This window comes from Streptococcus agalactiae (assembly GCF_949788565.1).
GTDB classification, from domain to species: Bacteria; Bacillota; Bacilli; order Lactobacillales; family Streptococcaceae; genus Streptococcus; species Streptococcus agalactiae.
In genome coordinates this window covers 1,354,448-1,371,119 of record NZ_OX460931.1, presented here as the reverse complement: position 1 = coordinate 1,371,119, position 16,672 = coordinate 1,354,448, and the positions used below count along the sequence as shown (strand labels likewise).

At 34.3% G+C, this 16,672-nt stretch carries 18 protein-coding genes; 17 read left to right on the top strand and 1 reads right to left on the bottom strand.

Annotated features, from left to right (window positions below):
• Positions 1 to 90 precede the first annotated feature (90 nt).
• The 4 genes from QOR44_RS07055 (at position 91) to rpsU (ending at position 3,106) form a co-directional block, all read left to right on the top strand.
• Complete coding sequence (locus QOR44_RS07055; RefSeq protein WP_161508535.1) at positions 91 to 1,110, top strand: ammonium transporter; 1,020 nt, start codon at positions 91 to 93, stop codon at positions 1,108 to 1,110.
• A 324-nt stretch (positions 1,111 to 1,434) separates the two neighbouring features.
• Positions 1,435 to 2,241, top strand: coding sequence for a transporter substrate-binding domain-containing protein (locus QOR44_RS07050; protein WP_000037656.1), 807 nt, complete (start codon positions 1,435 to 1,437; stop codon positions 2,239 to 2,241).
• An 81-nt stretch (positions 2,242 to 2,322) separates the two neighbouring features.
• Positions 2,323 to 2,826 carry a YkgJ family cysteine cluster protein gene (locus QOR44_RS07045; protein WP_000249813.1) on the top strand — a complete coding sequence of 168 codons (504 nt, stop codon included), beginning with the start codon at positions 2,323 to 2,325 and terminating at the stop codon, positions 2,824 to 2,826.
• Between the two features lie 103 nt (positions 2,827 to 2,929).
• Positions 2,930 to 3,106: a 30S ribosomal protein S21 gene (gene rpsU / locus QOR44_RS07040; protein ID WP_000048058.1), complete on the top strand. Its 177-nt coding sequence runs from the start codon at positions 2,930 to 2,932 to the stop codon at positions 3,104 to 3,106.
• 96 nt (positions 3,107 to 3,202) lie between these two features.
• On the opposite strand, the gene mscL is transcribed toward rpsU, so the two are convergent.
• Positions 3,203 to 3,580 carry a large conductance mechanosensitive channel protein MscL gene (gene mscL / locus QOR44_RS07035; RefSeq protein WP_000588846.1) on the bottom strand — a complete coding sequence of 126 codons (378 nt, stop codon included), beginning with the start codon at positions 3,578 to 3,580 and terminating at the stop codon, positions 3,203 to 3,205.
• A 189-nt stretch (positions 3,581 to 3,769) separates the two neighbouring features.
• Here mscL and dnaG point away from each other — a divergent pair, with 189 nt between their 5' ends.
• The 13 genes from dnaG (at position 3,770) to QOR44_RS06970 (ending at position 16,665) form a co-directional block, all read left to right on the top strand.
• Positions 3,770 to 5,578 (top strand): DNA primase, encoded by a 1,809-nt coding sequence (dnaG, locus tag QOR44_RS07030; RefSeq protein ID WP_079263395.1) that lies wholly within the window; start codon positions 3,770 to 3,772, stop codon positions 5,576 to 5,578.
• Positions 5,579 to 5,585: 7 nt separating this feature from the next.
• Positions 5,586 to 6,695, top strand: coding sequence for an RNA polymerase sigma factor RpoD (gene rpoD / locus QOR44_RS07025; RefSeq protein WP_000818341.1), 1,110 nt, complete (start codon positions 5,586 to 5,588; stop codon positions 6,693 to 6,695).
• Between the two features lie 107 nt (positions 6,696 to 6,802).
• Entirely contained in the window at positions 6,803 to 7,144 is a 342-nt protein-coding gene (locus QOR44_RS07020) for a metal-sulfur cluster assembly factor (protein WP_000005643.1), read from the top strand.
• Between the two features lie 89 nt (positions 7,145 to 7,233).
• On the top strand, positions 7,234 to 8,088 hold the full coding sequence (gene rfbD / locus QOR44_RS07015) for a dTDP-4-dehydrorhamnose reductase (protein ID WP_000600896.1): 855 nt from the start codon (positions 7,234 to 7,236) through the stop codon (positions 8,086 to 8,088).
• 116 nt (positions 8,089 to 8,204) lie between these two features.
• The gene (gene cps2T / locus QOR44_RS07010) at positions 8,205 to 9,359 is read left to right on the top strand and encodes a beta 1-4 rhamnosyltransferase Cps2T (RefSeq protein WP_001154392.1); all 1,155 of its coding nucleotides are present in this window, start codon (positions 8,205 to 8,207) and stop codon (positions 9,357 to 9,359) included.
• Positions 9,349 to 10,290, top strand: coding sequence for a glycosyltransferase family 2 protein (locus QOR44_RS07005; protein ID WP_000867345.1), 942 nt, complete (start codon positions 9,349 to 9,351; stop codon positions 10,288 to 10,290). Before cps2T ends, QOR44_RS07005 begins: the two co-directional genes overlap by 11 nt.
• Before the next feature lies 1 nt (position 10,291).
• Complete coding sequence (locus QOR44_RS07000) at positions 10,292 to 11,023, top strand: glycosyltransferase family 2 protein (RefSeq protein WP_000976127.1); 732 nt, start codon at positions 10,292 to 10,294, stop codon at positions 11,021 to 11,023.
• On the top strand, positions 11,020 to 11,373 hold the full coding sequence (locus QOR44_RS06995; RefSeq protein ID WP_000050394.1) for a DUF2304 domain-containing protein: 354 nt from the start codon (positions 11,020 to 11,022) through the stop codon (positions 11,371 to 11,373). Before QOR44_RS07000 ends, QOR44_RS06995 begins: the two co-directional genes overlap by 4 nt.
• A complete protein-coding gene (locus tag QOR44_RS06990; RefSeq protein ID WP_000037461.1) occupies positions 11,366 to 13,099 on the top strand; it encodes a SpaA isopeptide-forming pilin-related protein in 1,734 nt (577 codons plus the stop codon). The genes QOR44_RS06995 and QOR44_RS06990 overlap by 8 nt, the downstream gene beginning before the upstream one ends.
• A gap of 24 nt (positions 13,100 to 13,123) precedes the next feature.
• A complete protein-coding gene (locus QOR44_RS06985) occupies positions 13,124 to 13,948 on the top strand; it encodes a LicD family protein (RefSeq protein WP_000661824.1) in 825 nt (274 codons plus the stop codon).
• Positions 13,948 to 14,670 carry an IspD/TarI family cytidylyltransferase gene (locus QOR44_RS06980; RefSeq protein WP_000981011.1) on the top strand — a complete coding sequence of 241 codons (723 nt, stop codon included), beginning with the start codon at positions 13,948 to 13,950 and terminating at the stop codon, positions 14,668 to 14,670. The genes QOR44_RS06985 and QOR44_RS06980 overlap by 1 nt, the downstream gene beginning before the upstream one ends.
• Positions 14,670 to 15,728 carry an NAD-dependent epimerase/dehydratase family protein gene (locus QOR44_RS06975; protein ID WP_000972787.1) on the top strand — a complete coding sequence of 353 codons (1,059 nt, stop codon included), beginning with the start codon at positions 14,670 to 14,672 and terminating at the stop codon, positions 15,726 to 15,728. Before QOR44_RS06980 ends, QOR44_RS06975 begins: the two co-directional genes overlap by 1 nt.
• A 1-nt stretch (position 15,729) precedes the next feature.
• Positions 15,730 to 16,665, top strand: a complete 936-nt coding sequence (locus QOR44_RS06970) for a glycosyltransferase family 2 protein (protein ID WP_000241099.1) — start codon at positions 15,730 to 15,732, stop codon at positions 16,663 to 16,665.
• Positions 16,666 to 16,672: the final 7 nt, after the last annotated feature.

Here is a 16,672-nt window from a genome sequence, read left to right as displayed (position 1 = left end):
CAAAAATAAATGTGTAAGATAAAATACTTAACCAGTTAACAATAATACAGTTTAACAAATAAAAGAGTGTTTGTAAAGAAAGGACTATTTGTGTTTTTACTATTATGTATTTTATCGATGTGGCTCATGATTTTTGGGGTTGCATTCTATTACTTTGGGTCGCTACATCAATCATTGACTTCAAGGATTATTTATCAGTTTGTACTTACTGTTTTGATAACGACAATAGCTTGGTTCATGGGTGCCTATTTTTTAGGATTTGAAGGTCATTTTAAAACTGTCTTTCAATTCCAAGAAGCAGATGGTAAACAAATTGTAAATTGTTTATTTCAACTTTGTTTCGCCCTTTACGCAGTAGTAATGCTTATTGGGTCAATTATTGATAGAGTTCAGACGAAGCGACTTTTATTAGCTGTTGTTTCTTGGCTTTTCTTGGTGTATACGCCCTTAGCTTATTTAATTTGGAATTCAGAGGGTGTTTTTGCAAAGATGGGAGTACTTGATTTTTCAGGCGGAATGGTCGTTCATTTATCTGCAGGACTTTCTTCGTATATTTTAGCTCATGTTATTGGCAAGAGTGAACATCAGCACAATAAGGTTAAAAATGATAATCTCTTTTTAGGAATGATACTTATTACATTTGGTTGGTTTGGATTTAATATGGGTCCAGTTGGTGAGTGGAATTCACAAGCCATTATGATACTTTTAAATACTATATTTGCTATTATAGGTGGTGGTTTAGCGTGGACGTTGGCTGCTAAGTGGAATGGTGAGGAAGAGAAAACAGGAAGCTTATTGAATGGCATTATTGTTGGTCTTGTGACGAGTACAGCAGGAGTTGGGTATCTCTTAACTTGGCAATTATTAGCTGTAACATTCTTTGCATCCCTCTTCACCTACTTTGTAACGGATTACGTTGCGAAAGCTTTTGCCATTGATGATGTCGTTTCCTCCTTTGGAATGAATGGTATTGGGGGATTGTTGGGAAGTTTAGGAGTTGGTCTCTTTAAATTATCACATATGCCAGTTCAACTGTTAGCATTAGCTACCACAATTCTTTTGTCAATTATAATGACCTATATCATATCTAAAGCGATTTTTAGAAAATAATAAATAAGGTTGAGATGTACATCTCAACCTTATTTATTATTTTAGCAAGGAGAGTGACTAAATCGAATTATTATCATTTTCTTACTAGACAGCAATTGTACAAGGTTCTGAAAGTTAGTTGATTATTAATGGTAGTTAGCATTTTTTAAGAATTGGAGTACTTTTAAAAGGTGATTGTTTTAATTAGTTATAGTTGTTATTAAAAATCGTCTAACAGCAAGCATAGTTATTAGTGTAATTTACTGAATTTTTATTCAAAAAAACTTGACTTATGTATAAAGATGATTTATACTTGTTCCTATCATAATAAAAGGAAGATAGTTTATGTCAAAAAAAATAATATTAGGAATTTTATCTCTTTTATCTGTCGTTACTTTGGTGGCGTGTGGTTCATCAGACAAACAACTACAAGATAAAGTTGAGAAAAAAGGGAAGTTAGTTTTAGCAGTGAGTCCAGATTATGCTCCCTTTGAGTTTAAAGCGCTTGTTAATGGGAAAGATAAAGTTGTCGGTGCAGATATTGAGTTAGCTCAAGCTATTGCTGATGAGCTTCATGTCAAACTAGAGGTATCTCCTATGAGTTTTGACAATGTTTTATCAAGTTTACAAACAGGTAAGGCTGATATGGCTATTTCTGGATTATCATATACTAAAGAGCGTGCTAAAGTCTATGATTTTTCAAAACCTTATTACACTACAGAAAATGCGGTTCTTGTTAGGAAGTCTGATTTAGGAAAATATACTTCAATCGAAAGCCTTAAAGGTAAAAAAATAGCAGTACAAAAAGGAAGTATCGAAGAGGGAGTTTCTAAGAAATCATTCAAAAATTCTCACGTCGTGTCACTGACAGCGATGGGAGAAGCGATTAGTGAGTTAAAATCAGGCAAGGTAGAAGCTGTTGATTTAGAAAAACCCGTAGCTGAAGGTTACTTGGCCCAGAATCCAGACCTTGTTCTTGCTAAGTTTGCCCTTAAAACAGGAGAAGGAGATGCTAAGGCTGTAGCTTTACCTAAAGACAGTGGAAAAATGTTGAAGACTGTTAACAAAGTGATAAAGAGACTTGAAAAAGAAGATAAATATAAAGTTTATATTTCAGATGCGGCTAAATTAACTGGCAATCAAGTTGAATAATATTAAAAAGCCTAGTCATAGGCTTTTTTGGATGTATAATATGGCTTGACTAAGAATAATAGCATAAAGGCAGAGGAATATATGGTTCAGGGTTCAATTAATATTGAAAAATATAAAGATTTGGCACTCCAAAAACAAGGCGAGCATCGTAAATTTTTAGCAAGTTTAAAAAAGAAAGCTCCTAAAAACTTAGATAAAATAGTCCAACAGATACATCAAGAGGTTTTTCAAGAAATTGATTGTACAGCATGTGCTAATTGTTGTAAAACTTTGGGTCCTCTATTTACAGAAGCTGATATTTCTAGGATTTCTAAACATTTCCGGATGAAGTTATCGGCTTTTGAAGATTTATTTTTAGAAGTAGATGAAGATGGAGATAAAGTATTTAAAGCGATGCCTTGTCCGTTTTTAGGCGATGATAACTTATGTAGTATATACGATGTCAGACCTAAAGCTTGTCGTGAATTTCCACATACTGATCGTAAGAAAATCTATCAAATTAATAACTTAACGATAAAAAATACTCTTACTTGTCCAGCGGCATACCTTTTTGTGGAAAAATTGAAATTACGTATAGGGAAATAATAACCCAGAGAAAGTATCATAAAAATATTGACAATCTGCTTTTATTTGGGTATCCTAGTAAGTGAACGTGAAAATGTTACAATATCTTGAGGAGGTGAAACATATGTCAAAAACAGTAGTACGTAAAAACGAATCACTTGACGATGCACTTCGTCGTTTCAAACGTTCTGTGACTAAAGCTGGTACTCTTCAAGAATCACGTAAACGTGAATTCTACGAAAAACCTTCTGTAAAACGTAAACGTAAATCAGAAGCAGCTCGCAAACGTAAAAAATTCTAATTAGATAGAATATGAAAAAACAGTTCAGAATTGAGCTGTTTTTTTCATATATTATAACTATAAGTTAATAAAAAACTCGGTAATCCGAGTCTTTTATTATTTGTTAGCGAGTAAGTCGCGGATTTCAGCAAGTAATTGCTCTTGTGTTGGTTCAACAACTTCAATAATTTCTTCTTCAGCAGGTTTCTTAGCCATAACCTTGTTAGCAGCTTTAACGATGAAGAATAAAGTAGTACCAACGATTAAGAAATTAATAACTGCACTTAAGAAATTACCGTAAGCAACACCATTCCATGAAAGCTGTGCAATATTTGAAACGCCAGCAGCTTTTAATACAGGATTAAGGATAAGCGGTGTAATAACGTCTTTAACAAGTGAAGTGATGATAGCATTAAAAGCTGCACCTAAAATAACAGCAACAGCAAGGTCTAAAACATTACCCTTAAATAAAAATTCTTTTAGTTCTTTAATCATGTGAACAAGCTCCTTAATATTATTTAATTCACGTTCATTATAGCAGATTTCTTTTGAGAAATCCAAGTAATAGGTTTCAAATTATCTGTAAATTTTTATATTAAATCAGTGAAGAAGAAATCCTTGAAAAAGCTTTTGAAAAAATTTACACAGAAAAGAAAAAATGATATAATCAAATGTAAAACTATAATGGGTTATTTCTGTGGAGGTCATGACTTGGCAATTGATAAAGAAAAAATTTCTGAAATCAAGAACAGTGTTAACATTGTTGATGTCATCGGTGAAGTTGTCGGTTTGACAAAAACAGGACGCAATCATCTTGGTTTGTGCCCATTTCATAAAGAAAAAACGCCATCTTTTAATGTTATCGAAGATAGGCAGTTTTTTCATTGTTTTGGTTGTGGTCGCTCTGGTGATGTCTTTAAATTTGTGGAAGATTACCAACATATTAGTTTTTTAGATAGTGTACAAGTTCTAGCTGAACGTTCAGGAATACCTCTAGATACTAATTTTAAGGGGCAAGTTCCTAAAAAACCTAAAGCTAATCAGTCGCTTTTAGATATTCATAGAGTTGCTTCGGGATTTTACCATGCCTATTTAATGACAACTAATGATGGTGAACGCGCTAGACAATACCTTGCCGAGCGCGGAGTGACAGAGGACTTAATTAAACATTTTCAAATAGGATTATCGCCGGGAGGGCAGGATTTTCTATATCGTCGTCTGGCAAAAGAGTTTGATGAAAAAACTGTGATGTCTTCTGGTTTGTTCAATTATTCAGAAAATAGCAATCAGTTTTACGATTCATTTAATAATAGAATTATGTTTCCGTTGACTAATGATATCGGTGAAGTCATTGCGTTTTCAGGACGAGTTTGGACCCAAGAGGACATTGATAGAAAACAAGCTAAATATAAAAATTCTCGTGCCACCCCTATTTTTAATAAGTCTTACGAGCTTTACCATTTAGATAAAGCGCGTGCTGTAATTAATAAAGCACATGAAGTTTACCTAATGGAAGGCTTTATGGATGTTATTGCAGCTTATCGTGCAGGAATTGAGAATGTTGTTGCTTCTATGGGGACCGCTTTAACCAATGAACACGTTAGACATCTTAAGAGATTTACTAAGAAAGTTGTTCTGACTTATGATGGTGATAGAGCTGGTCAAAACGCAATTGATAAGTCTTTAGAACTGCTATCAGATATGACTGTTGATATCGTTAGGATACCTAATAAAATGGACCCTGATGAATTTCTACAAGCAAATTCAGCAGAAGATTTTAAACAACTCTTAGAAAAAGGGCGCATCAGTAATACAGAGTTTTATATCCACTACTTAAAGCCTGAAAACACCGATAATTTACAATCTGAAATTGCTTATGTTGAAAAAATAGCGAAATTAATTGCTAAATCTCCATCGATAACAGCACAAAATTCATATATTACAAAAGTGGCTGAACTCTTGCCAGATTTTGATTATTTTCAAGTAGAACAATCGGTTAATAACGAACGATTGCATCATAGAAGTCAACAGCAAGCTTCATCTTCAGTACAAACAAGTGCTACAGTACAATTACCACAGACAGGTAAGTTATCAGCTATCACTAAAACAGAAATGCAATTGTTTCATCGATTGTTGAATCATCCCTACCTGTTAAATGAATTCCGTAATAGGGATAATTTTTATTTTGATACAACAGAAATACAAGTTTTATATGAGTTGCTAAAAGAAAGTGGTGAGATCACGTCTTATGATTTATCACAAGAAAGTGACAAAGTTAACCGTACTTATTATATGATTTTAGAGGAACAATTACCTGTAGAAGTATCTATTGGAGAGATTGAAGCCGTCGAAAAGGCACGTGACCGTTTATTGAAAGAACGTGATTTAAGAAAACAAAGCCAGTTAATTAGACAATCTAGTAATCAAGGTGATCAAGAAGGAGCCTTGGCTGCATTAGAAAATTTAATTGCTCAAAAAAGAAATATGGAATGAGGAACCTATGGCAGAGAAAAAAGGAAATACAACTTTTAATGTTCAAGTTGCGGATTTTATTCGCAATCATAAAAAACAAGGTACTGCAATTGATGATGAGGTAACAGAAAAACTTGTTATTCCTTTTGTTTTAGATGCAGATCAAATTGATGATTTGTTAGAACGATTGACAGACGGTGGCATTTCAATCACAGATAAAGAAGGCAATCCTTCAACAAAGTATGTGGTAGAAGGGCCAAAACCTGAAGAATTGACTGATGAAGAGCTCATAGGAAGTAATTCTGCTAAAGTCAATGACCCAGTACGTATGTACTTGAAGGAAATTGGTGTTGTTCCTCTTTTAACGAATGAAGAAGAAAAAGAATTGGCTGTTGCGGTTGCTGAGGGAGATTTAATGGCTAAACAACGTTTAGCTGAAGCAAACCTTCGTCTTGTTGTCTCAATTGCAAAACGTTATGTTGGACGTGGAATGCAATTTCTTGATTTAATTCAAGAGGGTAACATGGGACTCATGAAAGCTGTTGATAAATTTGATTATTCAAAGGGATTCAAATTTTCAACTTATGCAACATGGTGGATTCGTCAAGCTATAACACGTGCAATTGCAGATCAAGCACGTACGATTCGTATTCCTGTTCATATGGTTGAAACGATTAATAAATTGGTCCGTGAACAACGTAATCTTCTTCAAGAACTTGGTCAAGATCCAACTCCTGAGCAAATCGCAGAACGCATGGATATGACACCAGATAAAGTACGCGAAATCCTAAAAATTGCTCAAGAGCCGGTATCGCTAGAAACGCCAATCGGTGAGGAAGATGATAGCCATTTGGGTGATTTCATTGAAGACGAAGTTATTGAAAATCCAGTAGATTATACTACACGTGTTGTTCTTCGTGAGCAATTAGATGAGGTTTTAGATACTCTTACTGACCGTGAAGAGAATGTTCTTCGTTTACGCTTTGGTCTTGACGATGGTAAAATGCGTACGTTAGAGGACGTAGGTAAAGTATTTAATGTTACTCGTGAGCGCATTCGTCAGATTGAAGCTAAAGCCCTTAGAAAACTTCGCCATCCTAGTCGTAGCAAGCAACTTAAAGATTTCATGGAAGATTGATTGCTTCTCGATAATCGTTTTTAGAATAGGAAGTTTAGTTTCTAATAAAATGATTTGCAAAGGAGTTATCTTAAAGACGGTATTAATATTTTCAGAGAGGTATTATAATGTCAGAAGTAAAGCAATATAGCGAAGAAGAAGTTGGAAAAATAAAAGATCGTATCCTAGAAGCTTTGGAGATGGTTATCGATCCTGAATTGGGAATAGATATTGTTAACCTTGGGTTAATTTATGAGATTCGCTTTGAAGATAACGGTCGAACTGAAATTGATATGACTTTAACGACTATGGGATGTCCGTTAGCAGATTTATTGACAGATCAAATTCATGATGTTACGAAAACAGTCCCAGAGGTAACTGAAACTGAGGTGAAATTGGTATGGTACCCAGCCTGGTCTGTTGATAAGATGAGTCGTTATGCTCGTATCGCTTTGGGAATTCGTTCATAAGGTAAAGAGTAAAGGGATGAAATATTCCCTTTTTTAGTGTACAATAAACGAAGAATTAAAAGTTAAACTTATTTTTAAAGGAGCAAGGAATGATTTTAATTACAGGGGCAAACGGGCAATTAGGTAGTGAATTACGTCACCTTTTAGACGAACGAACTCAAGAGTATGTTGCTGTTGATGTAGCTGAAATGGATATTACAAATGCCGAGATGGTGGACAAAGTCTTTGAAGAGGTGAAGCCATCTTTAGTTTACCATTGTGCAGCTTATACAGCTGTTGATGCGGCAGAAGATGAAGGAAAAGAGCTAGACTTTGCAATCAATGTCACTGGTACAGAGAATGTCGCTAAGGCTGCTGCTAAACATGATGCAACACTTGTTTACATTTCGACGGACTACGTGTTTGATGGTGAAAAACCAGTGGGGCAAGAATGGGAAGTAGATGATCTGCCTGATCCCAAAACAGAGTACGGTCGTACAAAACGTATGGGTGAAGAGTTGGTTGAAAAATATACTTCAAAATTCTATACCATTCGCACAGCGTGGGTATTTGGTAACTATGGTAAAAACTTTGTCTTTACGATGCAAAACCTTGCAAAAACACACAAAACTCTAACTGTTGTTAACGACCAACATGGACGACCAACATGGACACGTACTTTGGCTGAGTTTATGACTTATTTAGCTGAAAATCAAAAAGATTTTGGTTACTATCATTTATCAAATGATGCTAAAGAAGATACAACATGGTATGATTTTGCGGTTGAAATCTTAAAAGACACAGATGTGGAGGTTAAGCCTGTTGATTCTAGTCAATTCCCAGCAAAAGCAAAACGTCCTTTAAATTCAACTATGAGTTTGGAAAAAGCGAAAGCAACAGGATTTGTGATTCCTACTTGGCAAGATGCTTTAAAAGAGTTCTACAAGCAGGAAGTTAAAAAATAAGATCAAAACAAAGAGTAGTAAGGCTAGAGAATCCTTTTAGCTTACTGCTCTTTTTAGCTAACTTTTCTAATTTATGGTATAATTGTATGGATTGTTTAGCTAGAATGGAGAAGATGATGCAAGATGTTTTCATTATAGGAAGTAGAGGGTTGCCAGCTCGTTACGGTGGTTTTGAAACTTTCGTTTCAGAATTGATTAATCATCAAAAAAGTTCCGACATAAAATACCATGTTGCATGCCTTAGTGATAAAGAACATCATACTCATTTTAACTTTGCTGACGCTGATTGTTTTACTATAAGTCCTCCCAAATTAGGGCCAGCACGCGTGATTGCTTATGATATTATGGCCATTAATTATGCCCTTGACTTGGTTAAGACACATGATTTAAAAGAGCCTATTTTTTATATTTTAGGAAATACAATTGGTGCCTTTATTTGGCATTTTGCCAATAAAATACATAAAGTCGGTGGGTTATTGTATGTTAATCCGGATGGTTTAGAGTGGAAGCGATCAAAGTGGTCTCGTCCCATACAGCGTTATTTAAAATACGCCGAAAAATGTATGACTAAAAATGCAGACCTAATTATTTCTGATAATATTGGTATTGAAAATTACATTCAATCTACCTACTCTAATGTGAAGACAAGGTTCATTGCTTACGGTACAGAGATTAATTCTAGAAAATTATCGTCAGATGATCCACGTGTCAAACAGTTGTTTAAAAAATGGAATATTAAGTCTAAGGGTTACTATCTAATCGTTGGTCGATTTGTCCCTGAAAACAATTATGAAACGGCTATTAGGGAGTTCATGGCTTCAGATACTAAGCGTGATTTAGTTATTATCTGTAACCATCAAAATAACCCCTACTTTGAAAAGTTGTCTTTAAAGACAAACCTTCAACAAGATAAAAGGGTTAAGTTTGTAGGTACGCTCTATGAAAAAGATTTGCTGGATTATGTTCGTCAACAAGCCTTTGCTTATATTCATGGGCATGAAGTTGGGGGTACTAATCCAGGACTGCTTGAGGCTTTAGCTAATACTGATTTGAATCTTGTTCTAGATGTTGATTTCAACAAATCAGTAGCAGGTCTCTCAAGTTTTTACTGGACTAAAAAAGAGGGGAATTTAGCTAAGCTTATTAACGATAGTGATCAACAACAGGATTTATCTACTTACGGTGATCGAGCAAAAGCCATTATTCAAGAAAACTACACTTGGAAAAAAATTGTTGAAGAATATGAGGATTTGTTTTTAAATGAAAGTTAATATTTTAATGGCCACCTACAATGGAGAGAAGTTTCTGGCGCAGCAAATCGAAAGTATCCAAAAGCAAACCTTTAAAGAGTGGAACCTCCTAATCAGAGATGATGGTTCAAGTGACAAGACATGTGATATTATTAGAAACTTTACTGCTAAAGATTCTCGAATTCGTTTCATTAATGAAAATGAGCACCATAATTTAGGAGTTATTAAATCATTTTTTACGCTAGTTAATTACGAAGTTGCAGATTTCTATTTTTTTAGTGATCAAGATGATGTATGGTTGCCAGAAAAGTTATCTGTAAGTTTAGAGGCAGCACAGCATAAAGCATCTGATGTGCCATTACTTGTTTATACTGATTTGAAAGTTGTTAATCAAGAATTAAATATTTTACAAGACAGCATGATTCGGGCTCAATCGCACCATGCCAATACGACATTATTACCAGAACTAACTGAGAATACTGTTACTGGTGGGACTATGATGATAAATCATGCATTAGCTGAGAAGTGGTTTACTCCTAATGATATCTTAATGCATGATTGGTTTTTAGCACTCTTAGCAGCAAGTTTAGGAGAAATCATTTATTTGGATTTACCAACTCAACTATACCGTCAACATGACAATAATGTTTTGGGGGCGAGGACAATGGATAAGAGGTTTAAGATACTTCGTGAAGGTCCTAAATCTATATTTACAAGGTATTGGAAACTTATCCATGACTCACAAAAGCAAGCTTCCTTAATTGTTGATAAGTATGGTGATATTATGACGGCTAATGATCTTGAGCTCATTAAATGTTTTATAAAAATTGACAAACAGCCTTTTATGACAAGATTAAGGTGGTTATGGAAATATGGTTATAGCAAAAATCAATTTAAGCATCAAGTTGTGTTTAAATGGTTGATTGCAACAAATTATTACAATAAGAGATAAGATGATGAAAAAAATTTTACTAGTGATACCTGCTTATAATGAAGAAGGTAGTATTGCAAAGACAGTCCAGACGATTGTAGATTTTAAGGCGTCTCGCTCGCTACCTTTTGAGCTGGATTATATTGTTATTAACGATGGGTCAACCGATGGTACTCCAGAGTTATTAGATAGATTGGGGTTAAATCATATTGACCTTGTTCAAAATCTAGGTATTGGTGGCTGTGTGCAGACAGGATACTTATACGCTAATCGTAATCATTACGATGTTGCCGTTCAATTTGATGGTGATGGTCAACATGATATTAGAAGCATTGAAGATGTTGTTATGCCAATCTTAAATGACGAGGCAGATTTTGTTATTGGTTCTCGCTTTGTTGATAAAAAACATCAAAATTTTCAATCGACAGCAATGAGGCGTCTTGGCATAAATTTAATATCTGCTGCTATAAAATTAACGACGGGACACAAAGTCTATGATACAACAAGTGGTTATAGGGCAGCTAACGCGGCGCTAATAGCTTATTTATCGTGTCATTATCCAGTACAATACCCAGAGCCTGAATCAACTGCTCGGATTTTGAAAAAAGGCTATCGTTTGAAGGAAGTCACAGCTAATATGTTTGAACGTGAGGCAGGTACTTCAAGTATAAGTTCCCTAAAATCGATTTTTTATATGACGGATGTTTTAACGTCAATTATTATTGCAGGGTTTATTAAGGAGGATGATAAATGAGTTTAGCATTGCAAATTGAAATGTTTATTTTAGCCATTGTCCTACTTTATATGATTATAAGAATGGTTAATAAAAACACATTTTCTGTTAAACGTTCTTTACCTTGGCTATTAGTTGGTTTAATTCTAGTCTTTATTAGTGTATTTCCTGGGGTGGTCTCATTTATCGCTCATCACCTTGGATTCGCTTTAACGATGAATTTCTTGTTATTTGGCGCTATTTTATTTCTGTTTTGTTTAGAATTATTTGATACTAGTAGCAATACCAAAAGAGATGAGCAAATTAAACGCCTGATTCAAGAGGTTTCTTTGTTGAAAAAAGAGATAGAGGATAGCACTTTAGATGAGTAAAAAACATATTTTTATTTGTCTGTTTTTCATGCTTTTTTTAGTAGGTTGCCAAAATAATAAAAAAGTAAAAACAGATAAAAAAGTAGATATTACAGCTTATTATTATCATAATAATACCCCGCAATACAGTGTTCAGATTAATGCTATTCATTTACAAACAGCATTGGATAAAGTGAGGACGGGGGAGTTTGAGAGCAAAGACTTTACACACTATACTTTTGATAGTATCAAGCGGAAGTACCAAGTTAGTGGTAAAAAAGTCCTTATGGATAATAACTATAGATTTGGTTCTGGTATAAAAAATACTAGACAGGATGCTATTGCTATTGTAAGGTTACTGCTTGAAAAGAATAAAGATTATTTAATTTACATGAATGGCTTAGAAGAGCCAAGTGTTTTATATAATCCAGAAAATAAACGTTATAAGTTCACAAATAACAAAGGAAAAGCAATAGGTAATATTCCAGTTGGTTTAACTGCTTTTGAAAACAGTGCAGAAACTCAAGAATATGTGTTGAAAAATATTCAGAAAAACGAAACGATTTATCTTGGTAATACCCGAGTAGATAATCCTCGAGTAACTGTTAATAACAAAAAAAGAGATACTATAGGAGTTGAATACGGTAAACGTGTTACTTATAGGATTCCAATTTATTCAAAGCAGCTGACTGTCAGAGTTAGCCCTAATTTTGTAGTAGATAGTACTAATTATAATTACCGACTTTCTCAAGCGCCTATTATTGCGGAAGAAGGTAAAGAGGGACGTTTGTATCCAATAGATAGCAGTATTAGTGTCGATGGTGATAAAATTGTTTTAAATAGTAGTGGTGATGAAACAGAGCAAAAAGAATTATTACAAAATAGCCTGCATAAGCTTCACTCTATTGATAAGTTAGACTTTGATTTGACAAATGCTGATATTAAAGAGCTAGAGATTACAGGACATGTTGCTTCAAAAAGAGATTATAATTTGTCTGTTGCTCAGGAAAAGAAAGGCGTCATAGAGACTAAACGGAGTCTAATTTCTGTTGATAATCAAAAACAAGATCAAGGGATTTTTGTCGAGGATTCTAAAGGCTATATAAAGACACCTAGTTTGAGCAGTTATGGTATAAATTTTACCATGTATGACGACAATCAAAATAGATTATTGCAAGGTTCAGAGTATATTTTAGGAAGATTGAATGCAGATAAAAAAGTATCTCTATACCAACCTAATGGCTCTTGGATAAATACTCAAAAAACGATTAAGAGTTTAAATAAAGAATATCTTAACCAAAATGCTTACCATATTAGAGGAAATAACATTATAGGTATTGATGGCTATTCAAATGACATAGACTTGAATCCTAGGTTATGGGCTTATAACTATAAAAAACAAGTGAAAAGTAACCAATCATTATTTAAATTACGAGGTTTGTCTAATAAGTATAAGTATTTCTTAATACAGACAAAATCTCCCAAAGGCTACTTACAAAGCAATAAACCATTTTATTTTACAGTAAATAAAGATAGTGTTTCTAAAGCACAATTTGGTAACTATAATATAAATGGTTATATAATGGACATGCAGTACAACAAACAAGAATACAATGCACTTGCAAACACTCCAAAAGGTCAAAAAACAAAGAAAACTTTCAAACCCATGACCCTAGTGATTCTTTTTGCGGTAGCTTTATTTATTTTCTATATTACAGCTATAAGATTTGTATTTAAAAGAATGTGAGTTAACTGTTAGACAGAGGTAATTATGAAAGAAATGACGGTCTCAGAAATAAGAGAAGTTCAACTTGAAATGTTAGCTTATATTGATAAAGTTGCGCGTGATAATAAAATTGAATATTCTTTAGGCGGAGGCAGCCTACTGGGAGCAATGAGACATAAAGGATTCATTCCATGGGATGACGATATTGATTTGATGCTAGAAAGAAGCCAGTATGAGCGTTTGATGAAAGCATTAGCTGATGCTAATAATAGCGATTTTAAATTGCTACATCATTCTGTTGAAAAAAATCTATGGCCATTTGCCAAGCTATACCACACAAAGTCAATGTACTTAAGTAAAACAGATAGAATTCATCCTTGGACAGGGATTTTTATTGATATCTTCCCACTTGACCGATTACCAGAGAGTGCAGAAGAACGTCAAAGATTCTTTAAAAAAGTTCACTCTGCTGCTGCAAATTTGATGTGTACGACTTACCCCAATTTTGCTAGCGGTTCCCGAAAGCTTTATGCAAATGCAAGGCTAATTTTGGGGCTACCCCGATTCATCGCTTATCACGGCCAAGCTAAAAAACGTGCTGAAATTGTTGATCAAGTGATGGAAACATATAATAATCAAGAGGTTCCTTACATGGGTTATACCGATTCAAGATATCGCTTGAAAGAATATTTTCCAAGAGAAATTTTTTCTGAGTATGAAGATGTTGTGTTTGAAAACATTAAAACCCGAAAAATTAAAAATGAGCATGCTTATCTGAATCAATTATATGGGGGTAGTTATATGGAATTACCTCCAGAAAGTAAGAGAGAAAGTCATAGTTATTACACTTGGTACTGGAAAGAAGGTTAATGATGAATATTGGAGTTATTTTTGCAGGTGGTGTTGGTCGTCGCATGAATACCAAAGGTAAACCAAAGCAATTCCTAGAAGTGCATGGTAAACCCATTATTGTGCATACAATTGATATTTTCCAAAATACAGAAGCTATTGATGCTGTAGTAGTTGTCTGTGTATCAGACTGGCTAGATTATATGAATAATCTGGTAGAGCGTTTCAACCTTACGAAAGTAAAAGCAGTTGTTGCAGGTGGAGAAACTGGCCAAATGTCAATTTTTAAGGGGCTTGAAGCCGCTGAACAGCTGGCTACAGATGATGCCGTTGTTTTAATTCATGACGGAGTACGTCCATTGATTAATGAAGAAGTCATTAATGCTAATATACAGTCAGTAAAAGAAACAGGAAGTGCGGTAACTTCAGTTCGTGCTAAAGAGACAGTTGTTCTAGTCAATGATTCTTCTAAAATATCTGAAGTTGTTGATCGTACTCGTTCCTTCATTGCTAAAGCGCCACAAAGTTTTTATCTATCAGATATCCTTTCTGTTGAACGTGATGCCATTAGCAAAGGGATTACTGATGCAATTGATTCTAGTACTTTGATGGGTATGTACAATCGTGAACTCACTATTGTTGAGGGACCATATGAAAACATCAAGATAACAACACCAGATGATTTTTATATGTTTAAAGCTTTGTATGATGCTAGAGAAAATGAACAAATTTATGGGATGTAATGATGATTAAATTTAGTAATAAAATTGTACAAGAAGATTTAGCACTTATTAGTGACCAAAATTATATTAATTGGGAAAGACTTGCTAATAAAGCCGTTTTAATAAGTGGTTCTAATAGTATGTTAGCGAGTTATATGGTATTTTTACTAGCCTATCTCAATGAGACAAGAAATTACCAAACGCAAATTATTGCGACAGCAAGAAACATTGAAAAAGCCCGTGATAAATTTTCAGATTTAGTTGGGAAAGATTATTTCACCTTAATTCCTTATGATGTAGAAGAACGCCTAGAGTATGATGGAAAAGTGGATTACATTATCCATGCAGCAAGCAATGCTAGTCCAACTGCTATTTTGAGTAATCCTGTTAGCATCATAAAAGCTAATACAATTGGTACATTGAATTTATTAGACTTTGCAAAGGAAAAAACAATTGAAAACTTCTTGTTCTTATCAACGCGTGAAGTATATGGAACATCTATTAAAGAAGTGATTGATGAAGAAGCTTATGGTGGATTTGATATTTTAGCTACTAGAGCTTGTTACCCAGAAAGCAAACGTATGGCTGAAACTCTACTGCAAAGTTACTATGATCAATATAAGGTACCCTTTACTATTGCCCGTATTGCACATTCATTTGGTCCTGGTATGGAGCTTGGTAACGATGGTCGCATTATGAATGATCTTTTATCGAATGTCATTGATGGCAAAGATATTGTTTTAAAAAGTAGTGGTACAGCAGAGCGTGCTTTCTGTTATTTAGCAGATGCTGTATCAGGGTTATTTACCATTTTATTAAATGGTGAAGTTGGTCAAGCTTACAATGTAGCAAATGAAGATCAACCCATTATGATTAAGGATTTGGCACAAAAGTTAGTTGATCTCTTTTCTGATAAAAATATTTCAGTAGTATTCGATATTCCTAAAACTATGAGTGCAGGTTATAGCAAAATGGGGAGAACACGTCTCACTATGGCCAAATTAGAAGCGTTGGGATGGAAACGGGAAGTTTCTCTTGAATCTGGAATATTAAAAACAGTACAAGCATTTGAGGAGTAATATGGTAAAGACAGCAGTTTTAATGGCGACATACAATGGCGAAAAATTTATATCTGAACAACTTGATTCAATTCGCCAACAGACATTAAAACCAGATTATGTATTATTGAGGGATGATTGTTCAACGGATGAAACAGTCAATGTCGTCAATAACTATATCGCAAAACATGGGTTAGAAGGCTGGAAAATTGTTAAAAACGACAAAAACTTAGGCTGGCGTTTAAATTTTCGTCAATTACTTATTGATGTGTTAGCCTATGAGGTTGACTATGTCTTTTTTAGTGATCAAGATGATATTTGGTATCTTGATAAAAACGAACGACAGTTTGCCATTATGTCAGATAACCCTCAAATTGAGGTTTTGAGTGCAGACGTTGATATCAAAACGATGTCTACAGAAGCCAGTGTTCCACATTTTCTAACTTTTTCTTCTAGTGATAGAATCAGTCAGTATCCTAAAGTATATGATTATCAAACTTTCCGTCCCGGATGGACCATTGCTATGAAGAGAGATTTTGCGCAAGCTATCGCTGATAATTGGACTTTTGGAGCTAATATTTCGCACGATAACCTTATCGAGACAACTGCCAGTATTATTGGAAATGGTTATAACCTTAACGAAAGCGTAGGAGTTCATATTCGATATGGAGGAAACGCAAGTGGTAATAGCAAATTTGTTTTGAATTGGAAGTCGCCTAAAACACAACATATCACAGGATTAAAAACATTTGTTGATTTTTACGAAACCATGCAGAAGGTTGTCAACAAATATCAAAATGATGTCGCTTTAAATCAACGCTTAGCCTTTGAAAAAGAAAGATTGGCAGCTTCTAAATTGTCATTAATTCATAATAGTGCTTTTGTGATTAAAAATTGGCGACTCTATAACTCTAATAGTGGACGTATGAGAGATTTATTATTTGCGTTTAAAAAGTAAGGAATAA

Coding starts and splice junctions, on each gene's coding strand:
- QOR44_RS06985 (WP_000661824.1), top strand. CDS start 13,124: ATGAAAGAAATGACGGTCTCAGAAATAAGAGAAGTTCAACTTGAAATG.
- QOR44_RS06970 (WP_000241099.1), top strand. CDS start 15,730: ATGGTAAAGACAGCAGTTTTAATGGCGACATACAATGGCGAAAAATTT.
- QOR44_RS07045 (WP_000249813.1), top strand. CDS start 2,323: ATGGTTCAGGGTTCAATTAATATTGAAAAATATAAAGATTTGGCACTC.
- QOR44_RS07000 (WP_000976127.1), top strand. CDS start 10,292: ATGATGAAAAAAATTTTACTAGTGATACCTGCTTATAATGAAGAAGGT.
- QOR44_RS07005 (WP_000867345.1), top strand. CDS start 9,349: ATGAAAGTTAATATTTTAATGGCCACCTACAATGGAGAGAAGTTTCTG.
- QOR44_RS06975 (WP_000972787.1), top strand. CDS start 14,670: ATGATGATTAAATTTAGTAATAAAATTGTACAAGAAGATTTAGCACTT.
- rfbD (WP_000600896.1), top strand. CDS start 7,234: ATGATTTTAATTACAGGGGCAAACGGGCAATTAGGTAGTGAATTACGT.
- QOR44_RS06980 (WP_000981011.1), top strand. CDS start 13,948: ATGATGAATATTGGAGTTATTTTTGCAGGTGGTGTTGGTCGTCGCATG.
- rpsU (WP_000048058.1), top strand. CDS start 2,930: ATGTCAAAAACAGTAGTACGTAAAAACGAATCACTTGACGATGCACTT.
- QOR44_RS07050 (WP_000037656.1), top strand. CDS start 1,435: ATGTCAAAAAAAATAATATTAGGAATTTTATCTCTTTTATCTGTCGTT.
- cps2T (WP_001154392.1), top strand. CDS start 8,205: ATGCAAGATGTTTTCATTATAGGAAGTAGAGGGTTGCCAGCTCGTTAC.
- dnaG (WP_079263395.1), top strand. CDS start 3,770: ATGGGTTATTTCTGTGGAGGTCATGACTTGGCAATTGATAAAGAAAAA.
- QOR44_RS07020 (WP_000005643.1), top strand. CDS start 6,803: ATGTCAGAAGTAAAGCAATATAGCGAAGAAGAAGTTGGAAAAATAAAA.
- rpoD (WP_000818341.1), top strand. CDS start 5,586: ATGGCAGAGAAAAAAGGAAATACAACTTTTAATGTTCAAGTTGCGGAT.
- mscL (WP_000588846.1), bottom strand. CDS start 3,580: ATGATTAAAGAACTAAAAGAATTTTTATTTAAGGGTAATGTTTTAGAC.
- QOR44_RS06990 (WP_000037461.1), top strand. CDS start 11,366: ATGAGTAAAAAACATATTTTTATTTGTCTGTTTTTCATGCTTTTTTTA.
- QOR44_RS06995 (WP_000050394.1), top strand. CDS start 11,020: ATGAGTTTAGCATTGCAAATTGAAATGTTTATTTTAGCCATTGTCCTA.